This is a genomic window from Aeromonas sp. DNRA1 (genome assembly GCF_963888745.1).
Lineage (GTDB): Bacteria > Pseudomonadota > Gammaproteobacteria > Enterobacterales > Aeromonadaceae > Aeromonas > Aeromonas hydrophila.
On record NZ_CAWPKQ010000002.1, the window covers coordinates 827,497 to 845,201 of the forward strand.

The 17,705-nt window shown below is 60.1% G+C and carries 17 protein-coding genes; 5 read left to right on the forward strand and 12 right to left on the reverse strand.

What is annotated here, in order from left to right:
* Positions 1-32 precede the first annotated feature (32 nt).
* Positions 33-1,874, reverse strand: a complete 1,842-nt coding sequence (locus AACQ43_RS09865; protein ID WP_168967121.1) for a TIGR04141 family sporadically distributed protein — start codon at positions 1,872-1,874, stop codon at positions 33-35.
* A 1,728-nt stretch (positions 1,875-3,602) separates the two neighbouring features.
* On the opposite strand from AACQ43_RS09865, the gene AACQ43_RS09870 reads away from it, so the two are divergent.
* Positions 3,603-4,616 (forward strand): GGDEF domain-containing protein, encoded by a 1,014-nt coding sequence (locus AACQ43_RS09870; protein ID WP_168967122.1) that lies wholly within the window; start codon positions 3,603-3,605, stop codon positions 4,614-4,616.
* Positions 4,617-4,677: 61 nt separating this feature from the next.
* Here AACQ43_RS09870 and AACQ43_RS09875 read toward each other — a convergent pair whose 3' ends face one another.
* The 7 genes from AACQ43_RS09875 to AACQ43_RS09905 form a co-directional block, all read right to left on the reverse strand.
* Positions 4,678-5,424, reverse strand: a complete 747-nt coding sequence (locus tag AACQ43_RS09875) for a substrate-binding periplasmic protein (RefSeq protein ID WP_076361389.1) — start codon at positions 5,422-5,424, stop codon at positions 4,678-4,680.
* A gap of 103 nt (positions 5,425-5,527) precedes the next feature.
* Positions 5,528-6,274, reverse strand: coding sequence for a substrate-binding periplasmic protein (locus AACQ43_RS09880; RefSeq protein ID WP_146061253.1), 747 nt, complete (start codon positions 6,272-6,274; stop codon positions 5,528-5,530).
* A gap of 73 nt (positions 6,275-6,347) precedes the next feature.
* On the reverse strand, positions 6,348-6,845 hold the full coding sequence (locus AACQ43_RS09885) for a GDYXXLXY domain-containing protein (protein ID WP_045789452.1): 498 nt from the start codon (positions 6,843-6,845) through the stop codon (positions 6,348-6,350).
* Entirely contained in the window at positions 6,842-7,849 is a 1,008-nt protein-coding gene (locus AACQ43_RS09890; RefSeq protein ID WP_168967123.1) for a DUF4401 domain-containing protein, read from the reverse strand. Before AACQ43_RS09890 ends, AACQ43_RS09885 begins: the two co-directional genes overlap by 4 nt.
* Complete coding sequence (locus tag AACQ43_RS09895) at positions 7,842-8,780, reverse strand: DUF2157 domain-containing protein (RefSeq protein ID WP_168967124.1); 939 nt, start codon at positions 8,778-8,780, stop codon at positions 7,842-7,844. The genes AACQ43_RS09890 and AACQ43_RS09895 overlap by 8 nt, the downstream gene beginning before the upstream one ends.
* Before the next feature lie 203 nt (positions 8,781-8,983).
* Positions 8,984-9,541: a TMEM165/GDT1 family protein gene (locus AACQ43_RS09900; protein WP_010633534.1), complete on the reverse strand. Its 558-nt coding sequence runs from the start codon at positions 9,539-9,541 to the stop codon at positions 8,984-8,986.
* A gap of 256 nt (positions 9,542-9,797) precedes the next feature.
* The gene (locus AACQ43_RS09905; protein WP_168967125.1) at positions 9,798-10,127 is read right to left on the reverse strand and encodes a translation initiation factor; all 330 of its coding nucleotides are present in this window, start codon (positions 10,125-10,127) and stop codon (positions 9,798-9,800) included.
* A 119-nt stretch (positions 10,128-10,246) separates the two neighbouring features.
* Between AACQ43_RS09905 and AACQ43_RS09910 the strand changes: the two genes are divergently transcribed.
* Genes AACQ43_RS09910 through AACQ43_RS09920 form a run of 3 tightly spaced genes read left to right on the forward strand, consistent with a single transcriptional unit; the run spans position 10,247 to position 12,983 of the window.
* Positions 10,247-10,474, forward strand: a complete 228-nt coding sequence (locus AACQ43_RS09910) for a FeoA family protein (protein ID WP_005302641.1) — start codon at positions 10,247-10,249, stop codon at positions 10,472-10,474.
* The gene (gene feoB, locus AACQ43_RS09915) at positions 10,471-12,744 is read left to right on the forward strand and encodes a Fe(2+) transporter permease subunit FeoB (protein ID WP_168967126.1); all 2,274 of its coding nucleotides are present in this window, start codon (positions 10,471-10,473) and stop codon (positions 12,742-12,744) included. The genes AACQ43_RS09910 and feoB overlap by 4 nt, the downstream gene beginning before the upstream one ends.
* Positions 12,741-12,983 (forward strand): FeoC-like transcriptional regulator, encoded by a 243-nt coding sequence (locus tag AACQ43_RS09920; protein WP_011706553.1) that lies wholly within the window; start codon positions 12,741-12,743, stop codon positions 12,981-12,983. Before feoB ends, AACQ43_RS09920 begins: the two co-directional genes overlap by 4 nt.
* 100 nt (positions 12,984-13,083) lie before the next feature.
* Here the strand turns inward: AACQ43_RS09920 and AACQ43_RS09925 are convergent, their stop codons facing one another.
* The 4 genes from AACQ43_RS09925 to AACQ43_RS09940 all read right to left on the reverse strand — a co-directional run bounded on the left by AACQ43_RS09925 (position 13,084) and on the right by AACQ43_RS09940 (position 16,810).
* Positions 13,084-13,563 carry a WbuC family cupin fold metalloprotein gene (locus tag AACQ43_RS09925; RefSeq protein ID WP_045789457.1) on the reverse strand — a complete coding sequence of 160 codons (480 nt, stop codon included), beginning with the start codon at positions 13,561-13,563 and terminating at the stop codon, positions 13,084-13,086.
* 135 nt (positions 13,564-13,698) lie between these two features.
* The gene (glgC, locus tag AACQ43_RS09930) at positions 13,699-14,970 is read right to left on the reverse strand and encodes a glucose-1-phosphate adenylyltransferase (RefSeq protein WP_011706551.1); all 1,272 of its coding nucleotides are present in this window, start codon (positions 14,968-14,970) and stop codon (positions 13,699-13,701) included.
* Positions 14,971-15,253: 283 nt separating this feature from the next.
* Entirely contained in the window at positions 15,254-16,393 is a 1,140-nt protein-coding gene (gene tapW, locus AACQ43_RS09935; protein WP_168967127.1) for a type IVa pilus ATPase TapW, read from the reverse strand.
* A gap of 60 nt (positions 16,394-16,453) precedes the next feature.
* A complete protein-coding gene (locus AACQ43_RS09940) occupies positions 16,454-16,810 on the reverse strand; it encodes a DMT family protein (protein WP_005302630.1) in 357 nt (118 codons plus the stop codon).
* Positions 16,811-16,923: 113 nt separating this feature from the next.
* Between AACQ43_RS09940 and AACQ43_RS09945 the strand changes: the two genes are divergently transcribed.
* Complete coding sequence (locus AACQ43_RS09945) at positions 16,924-17,655, forward strand: substrate-binding periplasmic protein (RefSeq protein ID WP_168967128.1); 732 nt, start codon at positions 16,924-16,926, stop codon at positions 17,653-17,655.
* Positions 17,656-17,705 lie beyond the last annotated feature (50 nt).

A 17,705-nucleotide genomic window follows, 5' to 3' on the forward strand; every position in this document is an offset into this window, starting at 1 on the left:
CTGCGGTAACCGATGTATTCAGAATGAATTTTTTATAGCCGTTCACTTTCCCATGCATGACTTGTGCTGAGATCTCCTTGTTCACTGGCTTTGACATAAATCATATATCTTGAACCAACTGGACTATTCGTGATTTCTTGAGAGCATCTCGTAACTTTTTTTCCTTTAGGAAATGGTTGATTATGATCAACAAGAACTTCATTTTTACCATTTTCACCAAGAGAAACAACTACGGTAACACGTGGGTATTTACTATAACTCTCTTTAGCGGGGCTAATATCTTCTATAAAACTAACTACGCCTTCTGTGTGATAAAGTTCAAGAGTCCTTAATGTTCTCATTAAACTTATTTTAGAAAAAAGAGGGAGGTTTTTAGATTTTAACATTGCAGGTTTTCTTGTGATTATACCAAAATCTACTTTGTATTTCCCATCGTCTATTACACTAATAAAACTATCTAGGTCTTTATTTTCAATATTTTCTTTAATTAGTTCCTTAAGTCTGTCTTTACTTCTACTTTCCAAAATCAACAATTCTATTGAATTGACTCCTTGATTGAATAGGTGACTTAGTTGAGATGATCTAGATGATATTTTTATATGATGAAAAATACATTTTCCATCCTGATAACTGATAATGTCACACGGTTCTATTTGTGTTTGTCCATCAGGGCTGATATCTTTCTGATCTAAACATATGTGGTTAGGTGATTTTTTTGCAACATCATCGTTATAGTTTTCTTCACTATAATTTCTTACATTATCCTTAATGTTGTCATGATTGTATTGTGGTAGTCGAGTATCTTCGCATCTTGCGTCTATATAATCTTTAAGGCTCTGTAAATAATTTTGATCAACCTTATACCATTCCCCTTCGCAAAGATGATAAACAACTTCTTCATTTTCAAAATGAATATCATAGATAAAGCTTCTGTAAATATTATATGCCTTGGTTATAACACCTTCTTCGTTGCAGAGATTAAGCAAGAAACTCTTTATTTTATCTATGTCTAACGTGGTTAAGTCAATATCTCCTAAATAGTCATAGAACTCATCAAGACTAATGTCTGTATATATAGGAGATATTCCCTTTCTTCCTCTAAAGGTGCAGTATATGTTATCGCTGTAATCTACTATTTCCGGGATTGATAGAGATAGGTCAGCGGTTCTATTAACAAATGCATCTAAGAGAGCATTATCTAATCTCTCAATTTTCAGGGGGTCTTTCTCTGGAACTATTTTTTGTATATTAGGGAAAGACTCTAAATATTCTTCACTAAAGTATAAATCTAAAAGTTGCTCACACAGAGCTACTAGCCCATCAGGATTGATCTTCAATCCTACCTTTAAGCTTGTAGAACCGGTCGCATTTTTAAATAAGTTGGTGTATTGTGGCTTTACTTTACCTGTTAGACTTTTTAAAATTTCGCTATTACTATCAAAATCCAGATAGGTTAAGTCAGACATAACTGGGACTTGCATCCTTTTCCTTCTTGATGCACTCGGATCAACTATGTCAGCGCTTTTTAATTCTTTAGGTTCAAGGCTGTTTAACGTTACTTTAAGACCAAAGTCATATTCATAGGAAACATCGAGTAGATTGTGGTAAATATGGCCAAAAGTTAGGGCGAAACAGCGATCTTTTACCGGAATAAACATTAGAGCACCTTTGTTTTCTTGCTCTAAATCTCCTTCGATTGAGAAGTAATCCACCCACCAAGGTATTGTTCTAAACCTATCTGAAATAAATAAACTTGCACCTTGTGGGAGATTATTAGCATGAAAACTATCGAGAAGTTGATGATCTGGCTTAAGGGCATTCTGTGCGTCGTAGCCAGCTTTAAGCAAAAAAATAGAAAAAGATTTTGTTTTCATATAATTCTAGCCATGTGGAGGTGAGTTGTTATTAAATTAATCTGGTTTGATAATGTGTGAGGTTTTCATTGATACTAGTCGTGATATAGGTAAACTACAGCTAAATTGACTATTCAGGACTGTAGGTTCTATTAGCAAAGCGTAATCTTACGTTCGAGAAATTAAATTTTTATCAATAAGAAACATTCAGTATCGGGCCTTCAATATAAAACCGTTCCCGATAGATATTTGTACCGCTTGCTGCTGTACCCGTCATGTTTTTTTCACCTATGCAACCATATTGATAATGCTTGTTGCATAGGTGCGACAATCTGATCTCGCTATGGGGTGGGCGAGGGGGTGGCTCTGAGCTAACAACCCGCCCGATCTTTGCCCCGAATAGGATGGGGTGTGTTACCGCGGTGCAATGCGCTGCGCTTGGTGCACCCTACGCCTGTTAACCGGCCTCGGCGCTGCGGGTTGGGTGTTGCCCCCTGTTGTTCGCCGAGGTGAGACCGTTTGTCCAGGCCGCGAGGCAGGACGCCGAGCGAGCGCCGCTGGGCCATGGATGGCCCATCGGCGCGTGCCGTGGGACAAACGGGTGAGCCGAGGGAACCCGACGCAGGAGGGCGAACAAGTGGGGGAGAAGACCTTTGGTGTTATTTGCCAAAGAGAGCGGGTCTTTCCAAAGTCACTCGCCAAGCCGCGCAGCGGCGGCGAAACCCCGTCGAGGGCAACGCCCTCGTGTCCTGCATGGCGAAGTCATGCCCATCAGGCTAGTGACCCCTCACCCTAGCCCTCTCCCGCAAGGGGAGAGGGGATGGCTACCGTGGTGCAATGCGCTTCGCTTATTGCACCCTACCGTTCTCCCGCAGGGGAGAGGGAACGGTTACCGCGGACGATTACGCTCCGCTAATCGACCCTACTCGACCCCACCCATTGATCCCAAGGCCTCTCCCGCAAGGGGAGAGGGGATGGTTACCGTGGTGCAATGCGCTCCGCTTATTGCACCCTACACATTGCCCCAAGCGTCGCATCCGCATGGGGCATGGGCGCAGCCCCCGGAGGCTGACGAGAGCAGCCGTCGAGGGTGCAACCCTCGTACCTTGCCGCAGGCGCGGGAGACCGGCTGGTCTGCGCCAAAGACGCTGCCGCCCCTGACTGTCGCCGCCACCTTGCGCCCTTGACCATCCATGAATACTCGGGGCCAACAGGGGCCGATGGTCATCTTACGGAACCCGCCTCGGCGGGGCCATCCAAATCCATGAAATTAGTGATGCAACTATCAGAATTAAATGGTTTTTCTCCTTTGCTGCAAAGTGGCAACCGGCGGTTGACCCGCAGTCGGGGTGTGATGGAAGATAAGCGCCGCGTCTGGCTGATCAGCAGACAAGCAGGATAAGCAAAGAGCCGGGCGCAGTGATGAGCATAGCGGGACTGCGCCACCGACAAAGGCGATGAGCACCTAGGGCCATCATCGGCCCAGCATTCGCGCCACCGCCAAGCCGCCACAGCTAATGACGCTGCCGACAGGCGCCACTGCCCTCAATAGGGGCGGTCACCATGGCTCAGATCGGGCCGCCCCGCGTTGGCTGCAAACGGAGCGCATTGCCGGATAATCGAGGGTCGTTCGACGACAAAGGCCGCCAAAACCGCAAAAATTGTGCCACGGCAGGGGCGCGCGGCTTGTGAAGGGCCCCCGGGGTTGGCTATCGTTGCAGGAATAGACATGCAAGCAGGGAGGTGTGCATGGACAGAATATTGCAGGCGTTGTCGCTGCAAGTGACCGGGGCGCGGGATCTGGAGAGCCTGACCCGCCCGCTGCTGGAGATGCTCGAAACGGTCACCGGGCTTGAATCCACCTATCTGACCGAAATCGACCTTGGTCACGACACCCAACATATCCGCTTTGCCCGCAACGCCGCCGACTTGCAGATCCCCGAGGGGGCCTCGGTGGCCTGGGGCGATACCCTCTGCCGGCGGGCCCTCGACGAGGGGCGTTTCTACACCGAAGATGTGGCGAGCTGCTGGGGGGATTCCCAGGCGGCGCAGGCCCTTGGCATTCGCACCTATCTGAGTTGCCCGGTACGCACCCCTTCGGGCTCCCTCTATGGCACCCTGTGCGCCGCCAGTGCCGAACACAAGCCGCTGACGGCGGGCTCGGATCACCTGATCGCCTTCTTTGCCCGGTTGATCGCCGAGCAGGTGGAGCGCGAACAGCTGCTGCAGCAGTTGCAGCAGGCCAACCACGAGCTGTCGCGCCAGGCGCTGAGCGACCCGCTGACCGGGCTGCCCAACCGACGGGCGCTGATGCACGAGCTCAACCGCCTGTTTTCACTGGCGGAGCGGGTCGAGCATCCGCTGCTGCTCGGCTTTATCGATCTCGACGGCTTCAAGGCCATCAACGACACCCACGGCCACGATGCGGGCGACCTGTTGCTGCAACGGGTCGCCGGGGCGCTGTCAACCGTGCTGCGCGGCAGCGATCTGCTGGCGCGGGTGGGGGGCGACGAGTTCGTGGCGGTGGGGATGGGGCCGCAGTGCGGCGAAGAGACGCGGGAGGCGGCGGTGCAGGGCTTTCAGCGCAGGTTGTTCGAGGCGAGCCTGGTGCAGCTCGAGGTGCCCGCCGGCCTGCTGCACTACCCCGGCGCCAGCGTGGGGGTGGTGGCCATCGATCCGGCCAGCAGCACGGTGGACGAGGCGCTGAGGCTGGCCGATGCCTGCATGTACGAGGTCAAGCGCCAGCGCCGCCGGCCGAGCTGACTGCGCAGGCGGATCAGGCAAACAAAAGGGGCCCCGGCGGGCCCCTTTTTCATGCCGCCCCTCAGCGGGCGGGGAAGTACTTGGCCTGGATCTGCTGGAACTCGCTGCTGGCCAGTACCTGGGTCAGGCCGCTCTGGAACTCTTTGACCAGCTCGTCGCTCACCGGGTGGCTGAAGGCGAAGCAGAACTGCTCCGAGCTCAGCATCCAGAACACCTTGAACTGGGCGGGATCCAGCTGCTGGGAGGCGATCAGATCCAGCATGGTGGTCTTGTTGGTGGAGATGAGATCGACCCGGCCCGAGGTGAGCATCTTGAGCGCCTGGGGCAGGCGGTTGGCGGTCATGATCTTCTGCTCGTCAAAGCCGTTGTTGAGCAGCAGTTGCTCCCCCACGTCGGCCCGCACCGCCCCTATGTTGTACTTTTCGGCATCTTCCAGCTTGGTGATGGTGACCGGGCTCTTGGCCAGCCCCATCAGCACGATTTCGGCATAGCCGATGGGACAGGCCCACTTGAACAGCGGATCCCGCGCCTCGGTGCGGGCGGTGGAGAAGAGCACCACGTTGGGTTTCTGGGTCAGCAAGTAGTAACCCCGCGCCCAGGGCATGATGGTGATGGGCTGCTGCGGGGTGTTGGTCTTCTGCCAGACCTGCTGCAGCAGCTCGACGGCGAGCCCGGTGGGGGCGCCGGATTCGTTGGAGAAGTTGTAGGGTTTGTACTCTTCGGTGAGGTAGTGCAGCTTGCCAAGCTCCGGGCTGGCCTGGGCGAGGGTGACAAACGCGAGCGCGGCGAATCCAATCCATTTTTTCATGTTGGCCATCCTGGTGGGGTGTTGCGTCATTCTCAAGTGTTATCAAAGCCCGTCAAATCGCCACTCACGGCGTACTTTCGGTGGAAGGTAACCTTGGCCTTGCTCAGGGTACGGACAGGTATTTGAGCTGCAGCCGCTGATATTCCGAAGAGGCGAGCGCCTGGGTGAGGGCGCGCTGGAACTGCTTGATGACGCCGTCATCCACCTGGCGACTGAAGGCGTAACAGAGCTCCTCGGCATCCAGCACGAAGGCTACCGTGAAATCATTGGCATCGAGCTGCAGCGCCTTGATGGCGTCATAACCCGCCAGCTTGCCGGTGGCCAGCAGATCGGCGCGCCCCGACACCAGCATCTTCAGCGCCTGGCTCAGCCGGTTGGCGGAGATGATGCGGCTCTCGTCCATGCCACGGTTGAGCAGCAATTGTTCGGAGGCATCGGCGCGCACGGCGCTGATGCGGTAGTCGTTGATCTGCTCGACGGCGCTGAGGGTGAGGGGGCGGCGCTTGTGGGCCAGCAGCACGTACTCGGAGTAGCCGATGGGGCACACCCACTTGAACAGGGGGTCGCGGGTGTCGGTGCGGGCGGTGGAGAAGAGCACCACGTTGGGTTTCTGGGTCAGCAGGTAGTAACCCCGCGCCCAGGGCAGGATGCGAATGGGCTGGGCGGGGGTCTGGGTGCGCTGCCAGATCAGTTGCAGCAGATCCACCGCCAGTCCGCCGGGCTGACCGCTCTGGTCGGTGAAGTTGTAGGGGGGATACTCCTCGCTCAGGTACTCCAGCTTGCCGAGCTCGGCCTGCGCCGTGCCAAGGCATGACAACAGCAGCAGGCAACCGCAAAACCTTATCCTCATGGGTATTCCTTGGTATGGCGCGGGCAATCCATCTTGCCCTAGTGTGGGCAAAAAAGCCTGATATTGCCAGTAGTTACCAGCGCGCTCTGGTATTTCCCACCGGTTTTAGCTGCTCATCGCGCAGCCCCACCAAGAGCGCCTTGCCGCTCTCCTGCAGGCGAAATTCGCCGTAGCGCGCCGCCTCGTACTGCTCGCCGGTGCCCTCTTCGAAAAAGTAGGCGTCGGGGCCGATGAGCCACTGGCCATCGCTGCGGCGCACCTGCAGCAGTCGCTCATCGCGGGCCAGCTGATCCGGCTTGCCCCCTTCCACCCAGCTGGCGACCTGCTGCTCGTCGAGGCGGATCACCAGGGTGTCGGCGGGGGCCTCATCTTGCTGCCGGTTGCCAAGCTGGCGGGCCAGCTCGTAGTTGAGGCGCATGTAATCCCCCTGCATCAGGGAGCGGGGGTCGACCGGGGCGAGGCGCAGCAGCACCACCTCGCCGCTGCTCATGGCGCGCTCGTAGCGCCAGACGGTGACGTTGATGGCCGCCAGGATGGCGAGGCCGGTCAGCAGCAGGGCGAGTCGTCTCATGAGGGGCTCCGCAGGCTCAGCCGTTTGAGCAGCTGGCGGGCGCCGAGCAGCAGGGCGCCCGAGCCCAGCAGCAGCCAGGATTTGGTCATCAGGGTCAGCCCCAGATCGTAGTAATAGAGGGAGCCGAAGCCGACCAGCAGCAAGCCGGCCAGGGTCATCAGACCGACGCTGCCGGCATAGAAGCCGAGCACCAGCACCAGGGCGCCGGCCCCCATGCCGGGGATGAGGGCGCTGATCAGCACCAGCGGCAGCCCGTACAGCAGCGGCAGTTTCAGCCTGATCATGAGCCCCAGCAGCAGGGCGGCACAGAGCAGCGGGTTGAGCCAGAGCGGCAGGCGGGAGTGGCCCAGCTCGTCGAGCATGCTGGCGCTGCCGTCCCACAGCGGGTGGTGCAGGCGCCCCAGCACCAGCAGGGAGAGCGCCAGCCCCAGGGTGAGGGATTCATAGAGCTGATGGCGCAGTGGATCGCGCTCGGCCTGCAGCCAGCAGAGCGCAACTGCCGTCATCACCAGCGGCAGGGCCAGCAGTTGCAGGCCGAGGCAGGCGAGGGCAAGCGCGAGCAGGATGGCGGCGGCGAAGCTGTGAAACAGCCGGATCAGCCAGTGCTCGAACAGGGCGGCGATGGCCAGCGATAGTAGGGCGAGGCCGAACCAGAGCGGAGCCGAGTGCAGATCCAGCCGATCGAGCAGGCCGTAGAGCAGCCAGGCGTCGCCGGCCAGCGCCAGCGCCAGCACGAACTGATCCCACAGATCGCTGCGGGTGGCGAAGCGGTTGAGGCAAAAGGCGATGACCATCAGCACGACGCCCATCAGCAGGGCGCTGTCGGCATCCCGGGTGAGCTGGGAGAACGACATGAACAGGAAGAACAGCAGGAACAGGGCGGCAATCCAGCCCACCATGCCCAGCAGAAAGCGGCTCGACCAGTGGGGCTGGTCGTCCCGGGGGGCATCCCCTTCCACCAGTTGGGCCCGTTGCAGTCGCTGCCAGGGGGTCAGATCACTCATGGGGCCTCCGTTGTTGTTGCAGCCAGCGGCTGGCCGCCACCGACAGGCCGATGGCGATGAGGCAGAGCAGCAGGAAGCCGTCCACGTCCGGCTCCATCCATTTGCCGAGCGCGGTCAGCAGCACCACGATGAGGCTCAGGCAGCCCATGGCGAGCCCGGCGATGAACCTGTGGTGCCAGCGCAGGTAGGCGGCCGCCAGCCAGCCGAGCCAGGCCGGCCAGACCCAGGGGGAGGCGACATCGAACAGCGCCAGCAGGGTGAGCAGGGTGACGCCGAAACCGGCGGCCAGCCCCGCCAGCCAGGAGGGCATCAGCCGGTAGCGGGCGGGCACCAGCAGCAATATGCCCCAGAGGGCGGCATTGAACAGGGTCAGGCACCAGCCGAGGGCCTCCTCGTTGAAGGCGAAGAAGAAGTTGAACAGCCCGAGCCGCCAGTAGAGCACCAGCGCTAGCTGGCCGAGCAGCCAGCTCAAGGTCCACAGCAGCGGGCTCTGACCGAGCGCCGCCAGCGGCAGCAGCATCAGCGCCCAGGTGGCAAACAGCTGCCAGGGATCGGCACCGGTCTGGTAGGTCTGCCCCACCAGCGCCAGCAGGGCGCCGATGTTGAGGGCGATGGCGAGCAGCAGCGCCTGGCGCTGGCTGTCGGCGAGGGGCTTGCGCCACAGCAACAGCAGCATGGCGAGCAGCGGCAGCTCCAGCAGCACGAGGCGCGAGAGGCGGCCCAGCTCCTGCCAGTTGAAGGCGACGAAGAACACCAGGCCGGCGCCCAGACACAGGCTGCCAAGCCAGAGCAGCAGCCGATCGAACAGCCACTGCCAGCGGGCAGGGCCGGGGGGCAGCTCGCACAGGGCGAGGGCTGCGGGCAGACTGGTCCGATCGAGGCGTCCACGCCTGACCCAGTCGAGCAGCGTCTGTCTTGAAGTGAAGTGCATGGGATGCTCCATCAGGTTTGCCGCATTATGCCACGGCCATGGCGCCGATTGGCAGCCCCCGTCTGCGGGCGCGACCAGCCCGGCAAGCGGGTGCAAAAAAGCCCCGCCAAAGGGCGGGGCTTGCTTGCAAAGACACGACATGGGCGCGGGAGTGGCGTCGGCAAGTGCTCACCCTTGCCTCGCCACCTTCTGATCCGGCCGGGTCAGGCGAACAGCAGGGTGCTCACCCCGAGGCCCACGAACAGGATGGCGCAGGCGATGCGGATCCCCTTGAGTGGCAGGCGATCGGCCCCCAGCTTGCCAAGCAGCACCACCGGCACATTGGCCAGCATCATGCCGAGGGTGGTGCCGGTGATGACCTGGGTCAGCGAGTCGTACTTGGCCGCCAGCAGCACGGTGGCGATCTGGGTCTTGTCGCCGATCTCGGCGATGAAGAACAGCACGAAGGTGGCCATGAAGGGGCCATATTTGTCGAGCGGGCTTTCCTCGTCGTCCATCTTGTCTGGCACCAGGATCCAGGCGGCCATGGCGATGAAGGCACCGGCCACCAGATAGGTCATCACCTTGGGATCGAGCCAGCGGCTGATGAACTCGCCAAGCCAGGCGGCGCCGGCGTGGTTGAGCAGGGTGGCTGCCAGCATGCCGGCGATGATGGGCCAGGGCTTGCGAAAACGACAGATGAGCAACAGCGCCAGCAGCTGGGTCTTGTCGCCGATTTCGGCGATGGCCACGCTGAGGGTTGAGGTTAACAAGGCTTCCATAAAAATGACCGGGGGACGGAATTGTTATACCTGAGACAAGCCTGCGCCATCCGTCCCCGGTATTGGCACTGGCCCGTCAAAGGTCTTGTCAAATCCGCGGCTGGCGTGGATCACCCTGACCATGGTGAGTTGGCACCAAGTATGTTGATCAGGGTCGCGAACCGGTTTGGGGCCGGCTGGCGAGACTACTCCCCCTCGATGGGAGCGGGCATTCTAGGGAAAAAGCGAAAGTGACGCAAGCCGGGCGGCGCGGGGATCAGCCGCCGACCAGCTTGACGCTGAAACCGGCCTTCTCGAGCTCGGCCTTGATCAGATCCCGTTTGTCCCCCTGGATCTCGATCACCCCCTCTTTCAGGCCGCCGCCGGTGCCGCACTTTTTCTTGAGCAAGGTGGCGAGGCTCTTTTGCTGTTCGGCCGGGACGCCGTGGATGGTGATGACCCCGGCGCCCTTGCGCCCCTTGGTTTCGCGGCGGATGCGCACAACCCCGTCGGTGGGGAAGGGGGAGGCGGCTTGCGGCTGGCTCTGTTCTTTGATGATGCCGCCGTCCGTGCTGTAAACCAGGCGGCTGTTGTTGTCGTGACTCATGGCAGTTATTTGTGGGTTAGCTAAGCGGAGTTTGATTTTACTCAAATAAGCGTTGAAAACACGGATTATAATGCCCCAAGTAAAAGAGAATTATTATTGTTTAACTTCAGGAGTCAGTCATGGTACTCGCGCAGTTGTCACCGGGACAGAGTGCTCGCATCAAGAACATGAATCAATTGACCCGTCCCCTGCGGCGCAAGCTGATGGTGATGGGCTTGTTGCCCCAGACTGAAGTCATCTATTTGCGCGCGGCCCCGCTCGGGGATCCGCTGCAGATCCAGTGTCAGGGGATCTGCCTCTCCATGCAAAAAAGCCTTGCCCAGCAAATCGAGGTCGAACCGGTATGAACTACTCCCTGGTAACCGTCGGCAATCCCAATAGCGGCAAGACCTCCCTGTTCAACGCCCTGACCGGGGCCCGCCAGCAGGTGGGCAACTGGAGCGGCGTCACCGTCGACAAGAAGATGGGCGAATTCACTGCCCAGGGCCATGACTACAAACTGATGGACCTGCCCGGCATCTACAGCCTGGCCAACCAAGAGGGGAGCCTGGACGAGCAGATCGCCAGCCGCTTCGTGGAGGGCCAGCAGCCGGATCTGCTGCTCAACGTCATCGATGCCGCCAACCTGGAGCGCTCGCTCTACCTCACGCTGCAACTGCGCGAGCTGGGGCTGCCCATGGTGGTGGTGCTCAACAAGATGGACATCCTGCAAAAGCGGCGCATCACCATCGACGAGAGCAAGCTCGCCAAGACCCTCGGCTGCCCGGTGGTGGCCCTCTCGGCCCACAACCGCCAGCAGGTCGCCGCCTTCAAGCACCAGATCCAGCAGTTCATCGGCCAGCCGCAGCCGGCGCTGTTGCTGGACTACGGAAGCGAGCTGGAAAAAGATCTGGGGGAGCTGGAGACCCTGCTTGCCCCGCACCACCTCACCACCCGTGGCCGCGCTTTGCGCCTGCTGGAAGAGGATGCGGTGATGCAGGAGACCCTGCTGCCCGGCCAGCAGGCCGCCGCCGCCAACGTGGTGGCCCGCGCTCACCACGGGCAGGACGTGGACCTGCAACTGGCGGATATCCGTTACGGCCACATCCACCAGTGGGCCGCCCAGGCGTGCCAACAGAAGGGCAAGCTCACCGCGGCCCAGAGCGAGCGGCTCGATCGGGTGCTGCTCAACCGCTGGTTCGGCATCCCCTTCTTCCTGCTGGTGATGTACCTGATGTTCATGTTCGCCATCAAGGTGGGCAGCGCCTTCATCGACTTCTTCGACATCATGGGCGGCGCCCTGTTCGTCGACGGGGTGCACCACCTGCTGGGGCTGATCCATGCGCCGGACTGGCTGGGGGCCATCCTGGCGGACGGCTTCGGGGTGGGCTTGCAGACCGTCGCCACCTTTATCCCGGTGATCGGCTGCCTCTATCTGTTCCTGGCGGTGCTGGAGAGCTCCGGCTACCTGGCTCGCGCCGCCTTTGTGGTGGATGCCCTGATGCGCCGCCTCGGCCTGCCGGGCAAGGCGTTCGTCCCCATGCTGATGGGCTTTGGCTGTACCGTGCCCTCGGTGATGGCGACCCGTACCCTCAACTCCGAGCGTGAGCGGCTGATGACCTCGGCCATGGCTCCCTTCATGTCGTGCGGTGCCCGCCTGCCGGTGTACGCCCTGTTCGCGGTGGCCTTCTTCCCCGAGTCTGGCCAGAACCTGGTGTTCGGTCTCTACCTCATCGGCATTCTGGTGGCGGTGCTCACCGGCCTGTTGCTGCGCAGCACCCTGTTGCCGGGCAAGAGCGACTCCATGCTGATGGAGATGCCGGACTACGAGTGGCCGCGCCCGGTCAACGTCGGCATCAAGACCTGGCAGAAGCTCAAATCCTTTGTGTTCGGCGCCGGTAAAACCATCGTGCTGGTGGTCGCCGTGCTGAGCGTGCTCAACTCGCTCGGCACCGACGGCAGCTTCGGCCACCAGGATCAGGAGAGCTCGGTGCTGAGCAAAATCAGCCAGGCGGTGACCCCGGTGCTGCACCCCATCGGCGTGCGCGATGACAACTGGCAGGCCACGGTCGGCATCGTCACCGGCATCTTCGCCAAAGAGGCGGTGGTCGGTACTCTCAACAGCCTCTACGCCGGCAGCGGCGACGGGGAAGAGGAGGCGAGCGAGTTCTCTCTGGTGAACAGCTTCCAGGAGGCGATCGCCGCGGTCGCCACCAATCTGGCCGACATCGACCCGACCGACCCCATGGGGCTGGCGGTGGGCAACCTGGATGACCAGAAAGCTGCCGCCGAGGCGCAGGAGGTAGACGTCTCCACCTACGGCAACATGCAGAGTCACTTCGACGGGGCGGCCGGTGCCTTCGCCTACCTGTTGTTCGTGCTGCTCTACATGCCCTGCGCCGCCGCCATGGGTGCCCTGGTGCGGGAGACAGGCCGCCAGTGGGCCCTGCTGACCGCCGCCTGGTGCAACTACATGGCTTTCATGTGCGCCACCGTCTTCTATCAGCTGGCCACCTTTGCCGCGCACCCAGAGCAGAGCCTGTTCTGGGTGGCGAGCTACGGCGGCTCCCTGCTGCTGCTCTGGTGGGCCGGTCGTCGCCACGGTGACATCGTCGCCCGCAAGGTGGTGACCCTATGATCCTGCGCGAGCTGGGGGAGTACCTCGCCGCGCAGCAGAAGGTGAGCCGGCGCGAGCTGGCCCGCCACTTCCACACCTCGGAAGATGCGGTGGAGGCCATGCTCGGCGTCTGGATGCGCAAGGGGCGGGTCGCCAAGCGGGAGACCCAGGTGTGCGGCGGATCCTGTTGCGGCAAGAGCCAGGAGGTGATGTTCGAGTGGTGCGAGCCAGGCCAGATTGGTCTGGTGCAAAAGGGCTGAGCTCACGCCCGATACCTCGCATTCAGATATAAAAAGACCCGCCGCTGGCGGGTCTTTTTTATTGGCGCGTGTTCGCCGTGTTCGGGTAGGCGGGGGCAGATCAGCGCCCCGGCCAGCGCTGGCCCACCTCGGCGTGGCGATACCAGGCCATCAGCGCCTGCTGGCCGGCGACGTCGTCCACCGCCGGTGACCAGGGGGCGAAGTCCTCTTCCCGAAAGGGGGCGTAGGGGCCGTGTTTCACCTCGAAGATGACGGCGCCGGGATCCAGAGAGAGCACCGCATGCCAGCTGGCGACGGGGGTCTCCAGCACCGAGGTCTCTTCCCCCAGCACGGCGCGGGCAATGACGGTGCCCTCGTCATCGAAGTTGAGCACCACGAAGCGGCCTTGCAGCGCGGTGAGCAGCTCCCAGGTCTGCAGGTGGCGATGGGGGCGGATATAGGTGCCCGGCTCCATGGCGATGGCCAGGCGCTGGATGGGGTCGGCCAGCTCCTGGTGCAGGTTGTGGTTCATGCGCAGGCGCGGGGAGTGGGCGGCCTCGTCGGCGAGGCTGGCAAGGCGGGCAACATCCAGTTTTTTCATAGGCGATTCCATGGTGAGGCGAAGGCAGGGCCGAGCGCAGAGTAGCATGCCCGGCAACCTGTCAGGCAAGGGGCGAGCGGTAAGCAAATGTAAAAAGGGAGCCACTATGGCTCCCTCTGCTATGACTGCTCGGCATCACAATCTGGCCAGCATCTCCTTGGTGACCAGCACTATGCCCTGCTCGGAGCGGTAGAAGCGGCGGGCATCCTCGCAGGCGTTTTCCCCCACCACCAGCCCTTCGGGCAGCTTGCAGCCCTTGTCGATCACCACCCGGCGCAGCCGGCAGCCCGGGCCTATCTCGACTCCGGGGAAGATCACAGCCTGATCCAGGGTGCAGAAGGAGTCGACCCGCACATTGGTAAACAGCACCGAGCTCACGATGAAGGAGCCGCTGACGATGGTGCCGCCGGCAAACATGGAGTTGATGGTCATGCCGTGCTGGCCGTTTCTGTCCTGCACGAACTTGGCGGGAGGGGTCATGTTCTGGCTGGTCCAGATGGGCCAGTCCTGATCGTAGATGTCGAGCTCCGGGGTGACGGAGGCAAGATCCATGTTGGCTTCCCAGAACGAATCCACCGTGCCCACGTCGCGCCAGTAGGGGCGCTTTTGCGGGCAGCAGCCGACGCAGGACATGCTGAACGGGTGGGCGTAGGCGGTGCCCTCTTGCACCACCCGCGGGATCACGTCCATGCCGAAATCGTGGTGGGAGGCCGGGTTGGCGAGATCCTCTTCCAGCAACTGGTAGAGGTAGTCGGCTTCGAAGATGTAGACCCCCATGGAGGCCAGCGCGGTGTCCGGTTTGCCCGGCATGGCGGGCGGGTTGGCGGGCTTCTCGACGAAGGCGTTGATCTTGCGATCCCCATCCACCGCCATCACCCCGAAGGCGCTCGCCTCATCCCGCGGCACCTCGATGCAGGCCACCGTCACCCTGGCCCCCATGTTGACGTGATCGAGCAGCATGGCGGCGTAATCCATCTTGTAGATGTGATCCCCCGCCAGCACCACCACATACTTGGGGCCGTGATCGCGAATGATGTCCAGATTCTGATAGACCGCATCGGCGGTGCCGCGATACCAGTTGACCTCGTCCACCCGTTGCTGGGCGGGCAGCAGGTCGATGAACTCGTTCATCTGGTAGCGCAGAAAAGACCAGCCGGACTGCAGGTGGCGCAGCAGGCTGTGGGATTTGTATTGGGTCACCACCCCGACCCGGCGAATGCCGGAGTTGATGCAGTTGGAGAGTACGAAGTCGATGATGCGGAACTTGCCGCCGAAATGCACTGCCGGTTTCGCCCTGTTGTCCGTCAACTGTTTGAGGCGACTGCCCCGCCCTCCTGCGAGAACCAAGGCCATGGTCTCGTTCAGCAACTGTCTGGACTGTGCTGTATTGGCAGGTTGTAACAACATTGAATACCCCTTTATTGATAGAACTCCTTGATACTGCCTCCTTTGAAGCCAGTATGAAAGTGCTTTCACTCACACTTCTCACACGGCTTTTCGGTGAAGTGATGGTTTTGTCATTTATGATGACAAAATCTGTCGCAGATGGCGCGATAGTTCACCAGATGTCACGGCGGCGCTGGGCTGGCGGGGGAGGGCGGTGGCCTTGAAGGGCGGCCAGATGCGGGCGTTTCTTGTGCAAACCCCCGCCGAAGCGGGTGTTTGCAAGTGCTGTCAGAGGCGGGCGAGGTCAGAACAGATTGTCTTTTTCGTCCTTGGTGGGCTCGAGGCTCCAGCCGGTGGCATCGCTGCTGCTGGCGATCTGGCCCTTCTCCTTCCACAGCTTGATCTTGAGGCGCAGGTTGTTGGCCGAGTCGGCGTTCTTTACTGCCTCCTCCTCGTCGATCACACCTTCTACCACCAGATCGAACAGGGCGCTGTCGAAGGTGACCATGCCGAGGGCCTTGGATTTCTCCATCACCTCCTTGAGGCCGCCAAACTCGCCACGTTTGATCATGTCGCGAATGGTGTGGGTGCCCAGCATGATCTCCACTGCCGCCCGGCGACCGCCATCAGTAGTCTTAACCAGCCGCTGGGAGACGAACGCCTTGAGGTTGTTGCCAAGGTCGTTGAGCAGTTGGGGCCGGCGTTCTTCCGGGAAGAAGTTGATGATGCGGTCCAGCGCCTGGTTGGCGTTGTTGGCGTGCAGGGTGGAGATCGCCAGGTGGCCGGTTTCGGAGAAGGCCAGCGCATGTTCCATGGTCTCGCGGTCGCGAATCTCACCGATGAGGATCACGTCCGGCGCCTGACGCAGGGTGTTTTTCAGGGCGGCGTGGAAGCTGCGGGTATCTACCCCCACCTCGCGCTGGTTGATGATGCTCTTGCGGTGGCGGTGCACGAACTCCACCGGATCTTCGATGGTGATGATGTGGCCGCCGCTGTTGCGGTTGCGATGATCGATGAGGGCGGCTAGGGAGGTCGATTTACCCGAGCCGGTACCGCCGACGAACAGCACCAGGCCGCGCTTCTCCATGATGGTGTCGAGCAGCACGGGGGGCAGTTTCAGATCCTCGAAGCGGGGGATTTCGGTCTTGATGTTGCGCGCCACCAGCGACACTTCGTTGCGCTGCTTGAAGATGTTGATCCGAAAGCGACCGATCTGGGGCAGCGAGATGGCGAGGTTCATCTCCAGCTCCCGCTCGAACTGCTGCTTTTGCTCGCCGTCCATGATGGCGTCGGCTATTCTGGCCACCTCGCCGGGCTCGAGCGGCGTTTCATTGAGCGGACGCAGGCCGCCGTTGAACTTGGCGCAAGGGGGGGCGCCGGTCGACAGATAGAGGTCGGAGCCATCCTGCTTGGCCAGGATCTGTAGCATGTCTCGCAATTCCATTGGTTTTGCCTCGTCTATCAAGCAGATGCAATTACATCGAATGTCATTGAGTGTACAGCGTCAGGCGCCGGTGAGTTTCTCGCGAAAGACAAAAAACACCGCGCCCAGGATGCACAGGCCGGCCCACAGGTAATCCCATTTCAGATCCTCTTTCAGATAGAAGATGGAGAAGGGGACGAACACGGTGAGGGTGATCACCTCCTGCAGGATCTTGAGCTGGCCGACGGAGAGCACGGTGTGGCCGATGCGGTTGGCAGGCACCTGCAACAGGTATTCGAACAGCGCTATGCCCCAGCTCACCAGGGCGGCGATGATCCAGGGTTTGTGATTCATGCTCTTGAGGTGGGCATACCAGGCGAAGGTCATGAAGACGTTGCTGCACAGCAGCAAGCCGATGCTGGTAAAGATAGGGTTCATTAGGTTCTCCTTTAAAATCAATCGCATTTTATCTCCGAACCGCGGGTTTTCATAAGTGGGGCGGCAGGGTATTTTTAATCCATCAAGGATGAAGTCACAGAGGGTTGTACGGGATGGGCAAGACAAGCTGGGGTGTGCTTGGTCTGCTGTTTGCCTGCCTGGTGCATGGGGCGCCGACCCTGACGGTGGCCACCGATGTTTGGCCGCCGTTTCGGATAGTGCAGCCGGATGGCCGCTTCGGTGGGCTGGACATGGACATTTTGCAGCAGTTGCAGCGCCGCAGCGGCATCCGCTTTGATGTGAAACGGGTGCCCTGGGGGCGGGCGCTCAAGCAGATGCAGACCGGCCAGGTGGACCTGATGATCGGGCTGGCGATGACGGCGGAGCGGGCGGCCTTCATCGATTATCTGCAGCCAGCCTACTATCAGTGCCGGCCGGCCTTCTATGGCAAGGCGGCGGCGGTATCGACCCTGCGCACCTACGCCGACCTGCAGGGCAAGAAGGTGGGCTATGTGCTCAATTCGGCCTATTTTGCCCCCTTTGATGCAGACAACCGGCTCGACAAGCACGGGGTGCCCACCGAGGATCAGCTGCTGCGCATGGTGCAGCGCGGTCACCTGCCGCTGATGATCGGCACCGACTGCCAGGTGGACTACGCCCTGAGCCAGGACAACGAGGCCGGTCTGCTCAAGGCGGCCTACCAGCCGCCGCAACCTGTGGTGCTCTATCTGGGCATGAGCAAGCACTCCCCCCATCAGGCGCTGCAGCAACCGCTGGCTATGGCCCTGCAGGAGTTGGTGGCAAGCGGCGAGATCGCCGCCCTCGCCAAGCCTTACCAGCCTTGACCTCGGGTAGTAACACGCTGTTATCATGCGTTTTTCATGACTCGCGTCAG

Coding starts and splice junctions, on each gene's coding strand:
- AACQ43_RS09865 (WP_168967121.1), bottom strand. CDS start 1,874: ATGAAAACAAAATCTTTTTCTATTTTTTTGCTTAAAGCTGGCTACGAC.
- AACQ43_RS09945 (WP_168967128.1), top strand. CDS start 16,924: ATGGGCAAGACAAGCTGGGGTGTGCTTGGTCTGCTGTTTGCCTGCCTG.
- glgC (WP_011706551.1), bottom strand. CDS start 14,970: ATGTTGTTACAACCTGCCAATACAGCACAGTCCAGACAGTTGCTGAAC.
- AACQ43_RS09895 (WP_168967124.1), bottom strand. CDS start 8,780: ATGCACTTCACTTCAAGACAGACGCTGCTCGACTGGGTCAGGCGTGGA.
- AACQ43_RS09940 (WP_005302630.1), bottom strand. CDS start 16,810: ATGAACCCTATCTTTACCAGCATCGGCTTGCTGCTGTGCAGCAACGTC.
- AACQ43_RS09905 (WP_168967125.1), bottom strand. CDS start 10,127: ATGAGTCACGACAACAACAGCCGCCTGGTTTACAGCACGGACGGCGGC.
- AACQ43_RS09885 (WP_045789452.1), bottom strand. CDS start 6,845: ATGAGACGACTCGCCCTGCTGCTGACCGGCCTCGCCATCCTGGCGGCC.
- AACQ43_RS09925 (WP_045789457.1), bottom strand. CDS start 13,563: ATGAAAAAACTGGATGTTGCCCGCCTTGCCAGCCTCGCCGACGAGGCC.
- AACQ43_RS09920 (WP_011706553.1), top strand. CDS start 12,741: ATGATCCTGCGCGAGCTGGGGGAGTACCTCGCCGCGCAGCAGAAGGTG.
- AACQ43_RS09870 (WP_168967122.1), top strand. CDS start 3,603: ATGGACAGAATATTGCAGGCGTTGTCGCTGCAAGTGACCGGGGCGCGG.
- AACQ43_RS09900 (WP_010633534.1), bottom strand. CDS start 9,541: ATGGAAGCCTTGTTAACCTCAACCCTCAGCGTGGCCATCGCCGAAATC.
- feoB (WP_168967126.1), top strand. CDS start 10,471: ATGAACTACTCCCTGGTAACCGTCGGCAATCCCAATAGCGGCAAGACC.
- AACQ43_RS09910 (WP_005302641.1), top strand. CDS start 10,247: ATGGTACTCGCGCAGTTGTCACCGGGACAGAGTGCTCGCATCAAGAAC.
- AACQ43_RS09875 (WP_076361389.1), bottom strand. CDS start 5,424: ATGAAAAAATGGATTGGATTCGCCGCGCTCGCGTTTGTCACCCTCGCC.
- AACQ43_RS09880 (WP_146061253.1), bottom strand. CDS start 6,274: ATGAGGATAAGGTTTTGCGGTTGCCTGCTGCTGTTGTCATGCCTTGGC.
- AACQ43_RS09890 (WP_168967123.1), bottom strand. CDS start 7,849: ATGAGTGATCTGACCCCCTGGCAGCGACTGCAACGGGCCCAACTGGTG.
- tapW (WP_168967127.1), bottom strand. CDS start 16,393: ATGGAATTGCGAGACATGCTACAGATCCTGGCCAAGCAGGATGGCTCC.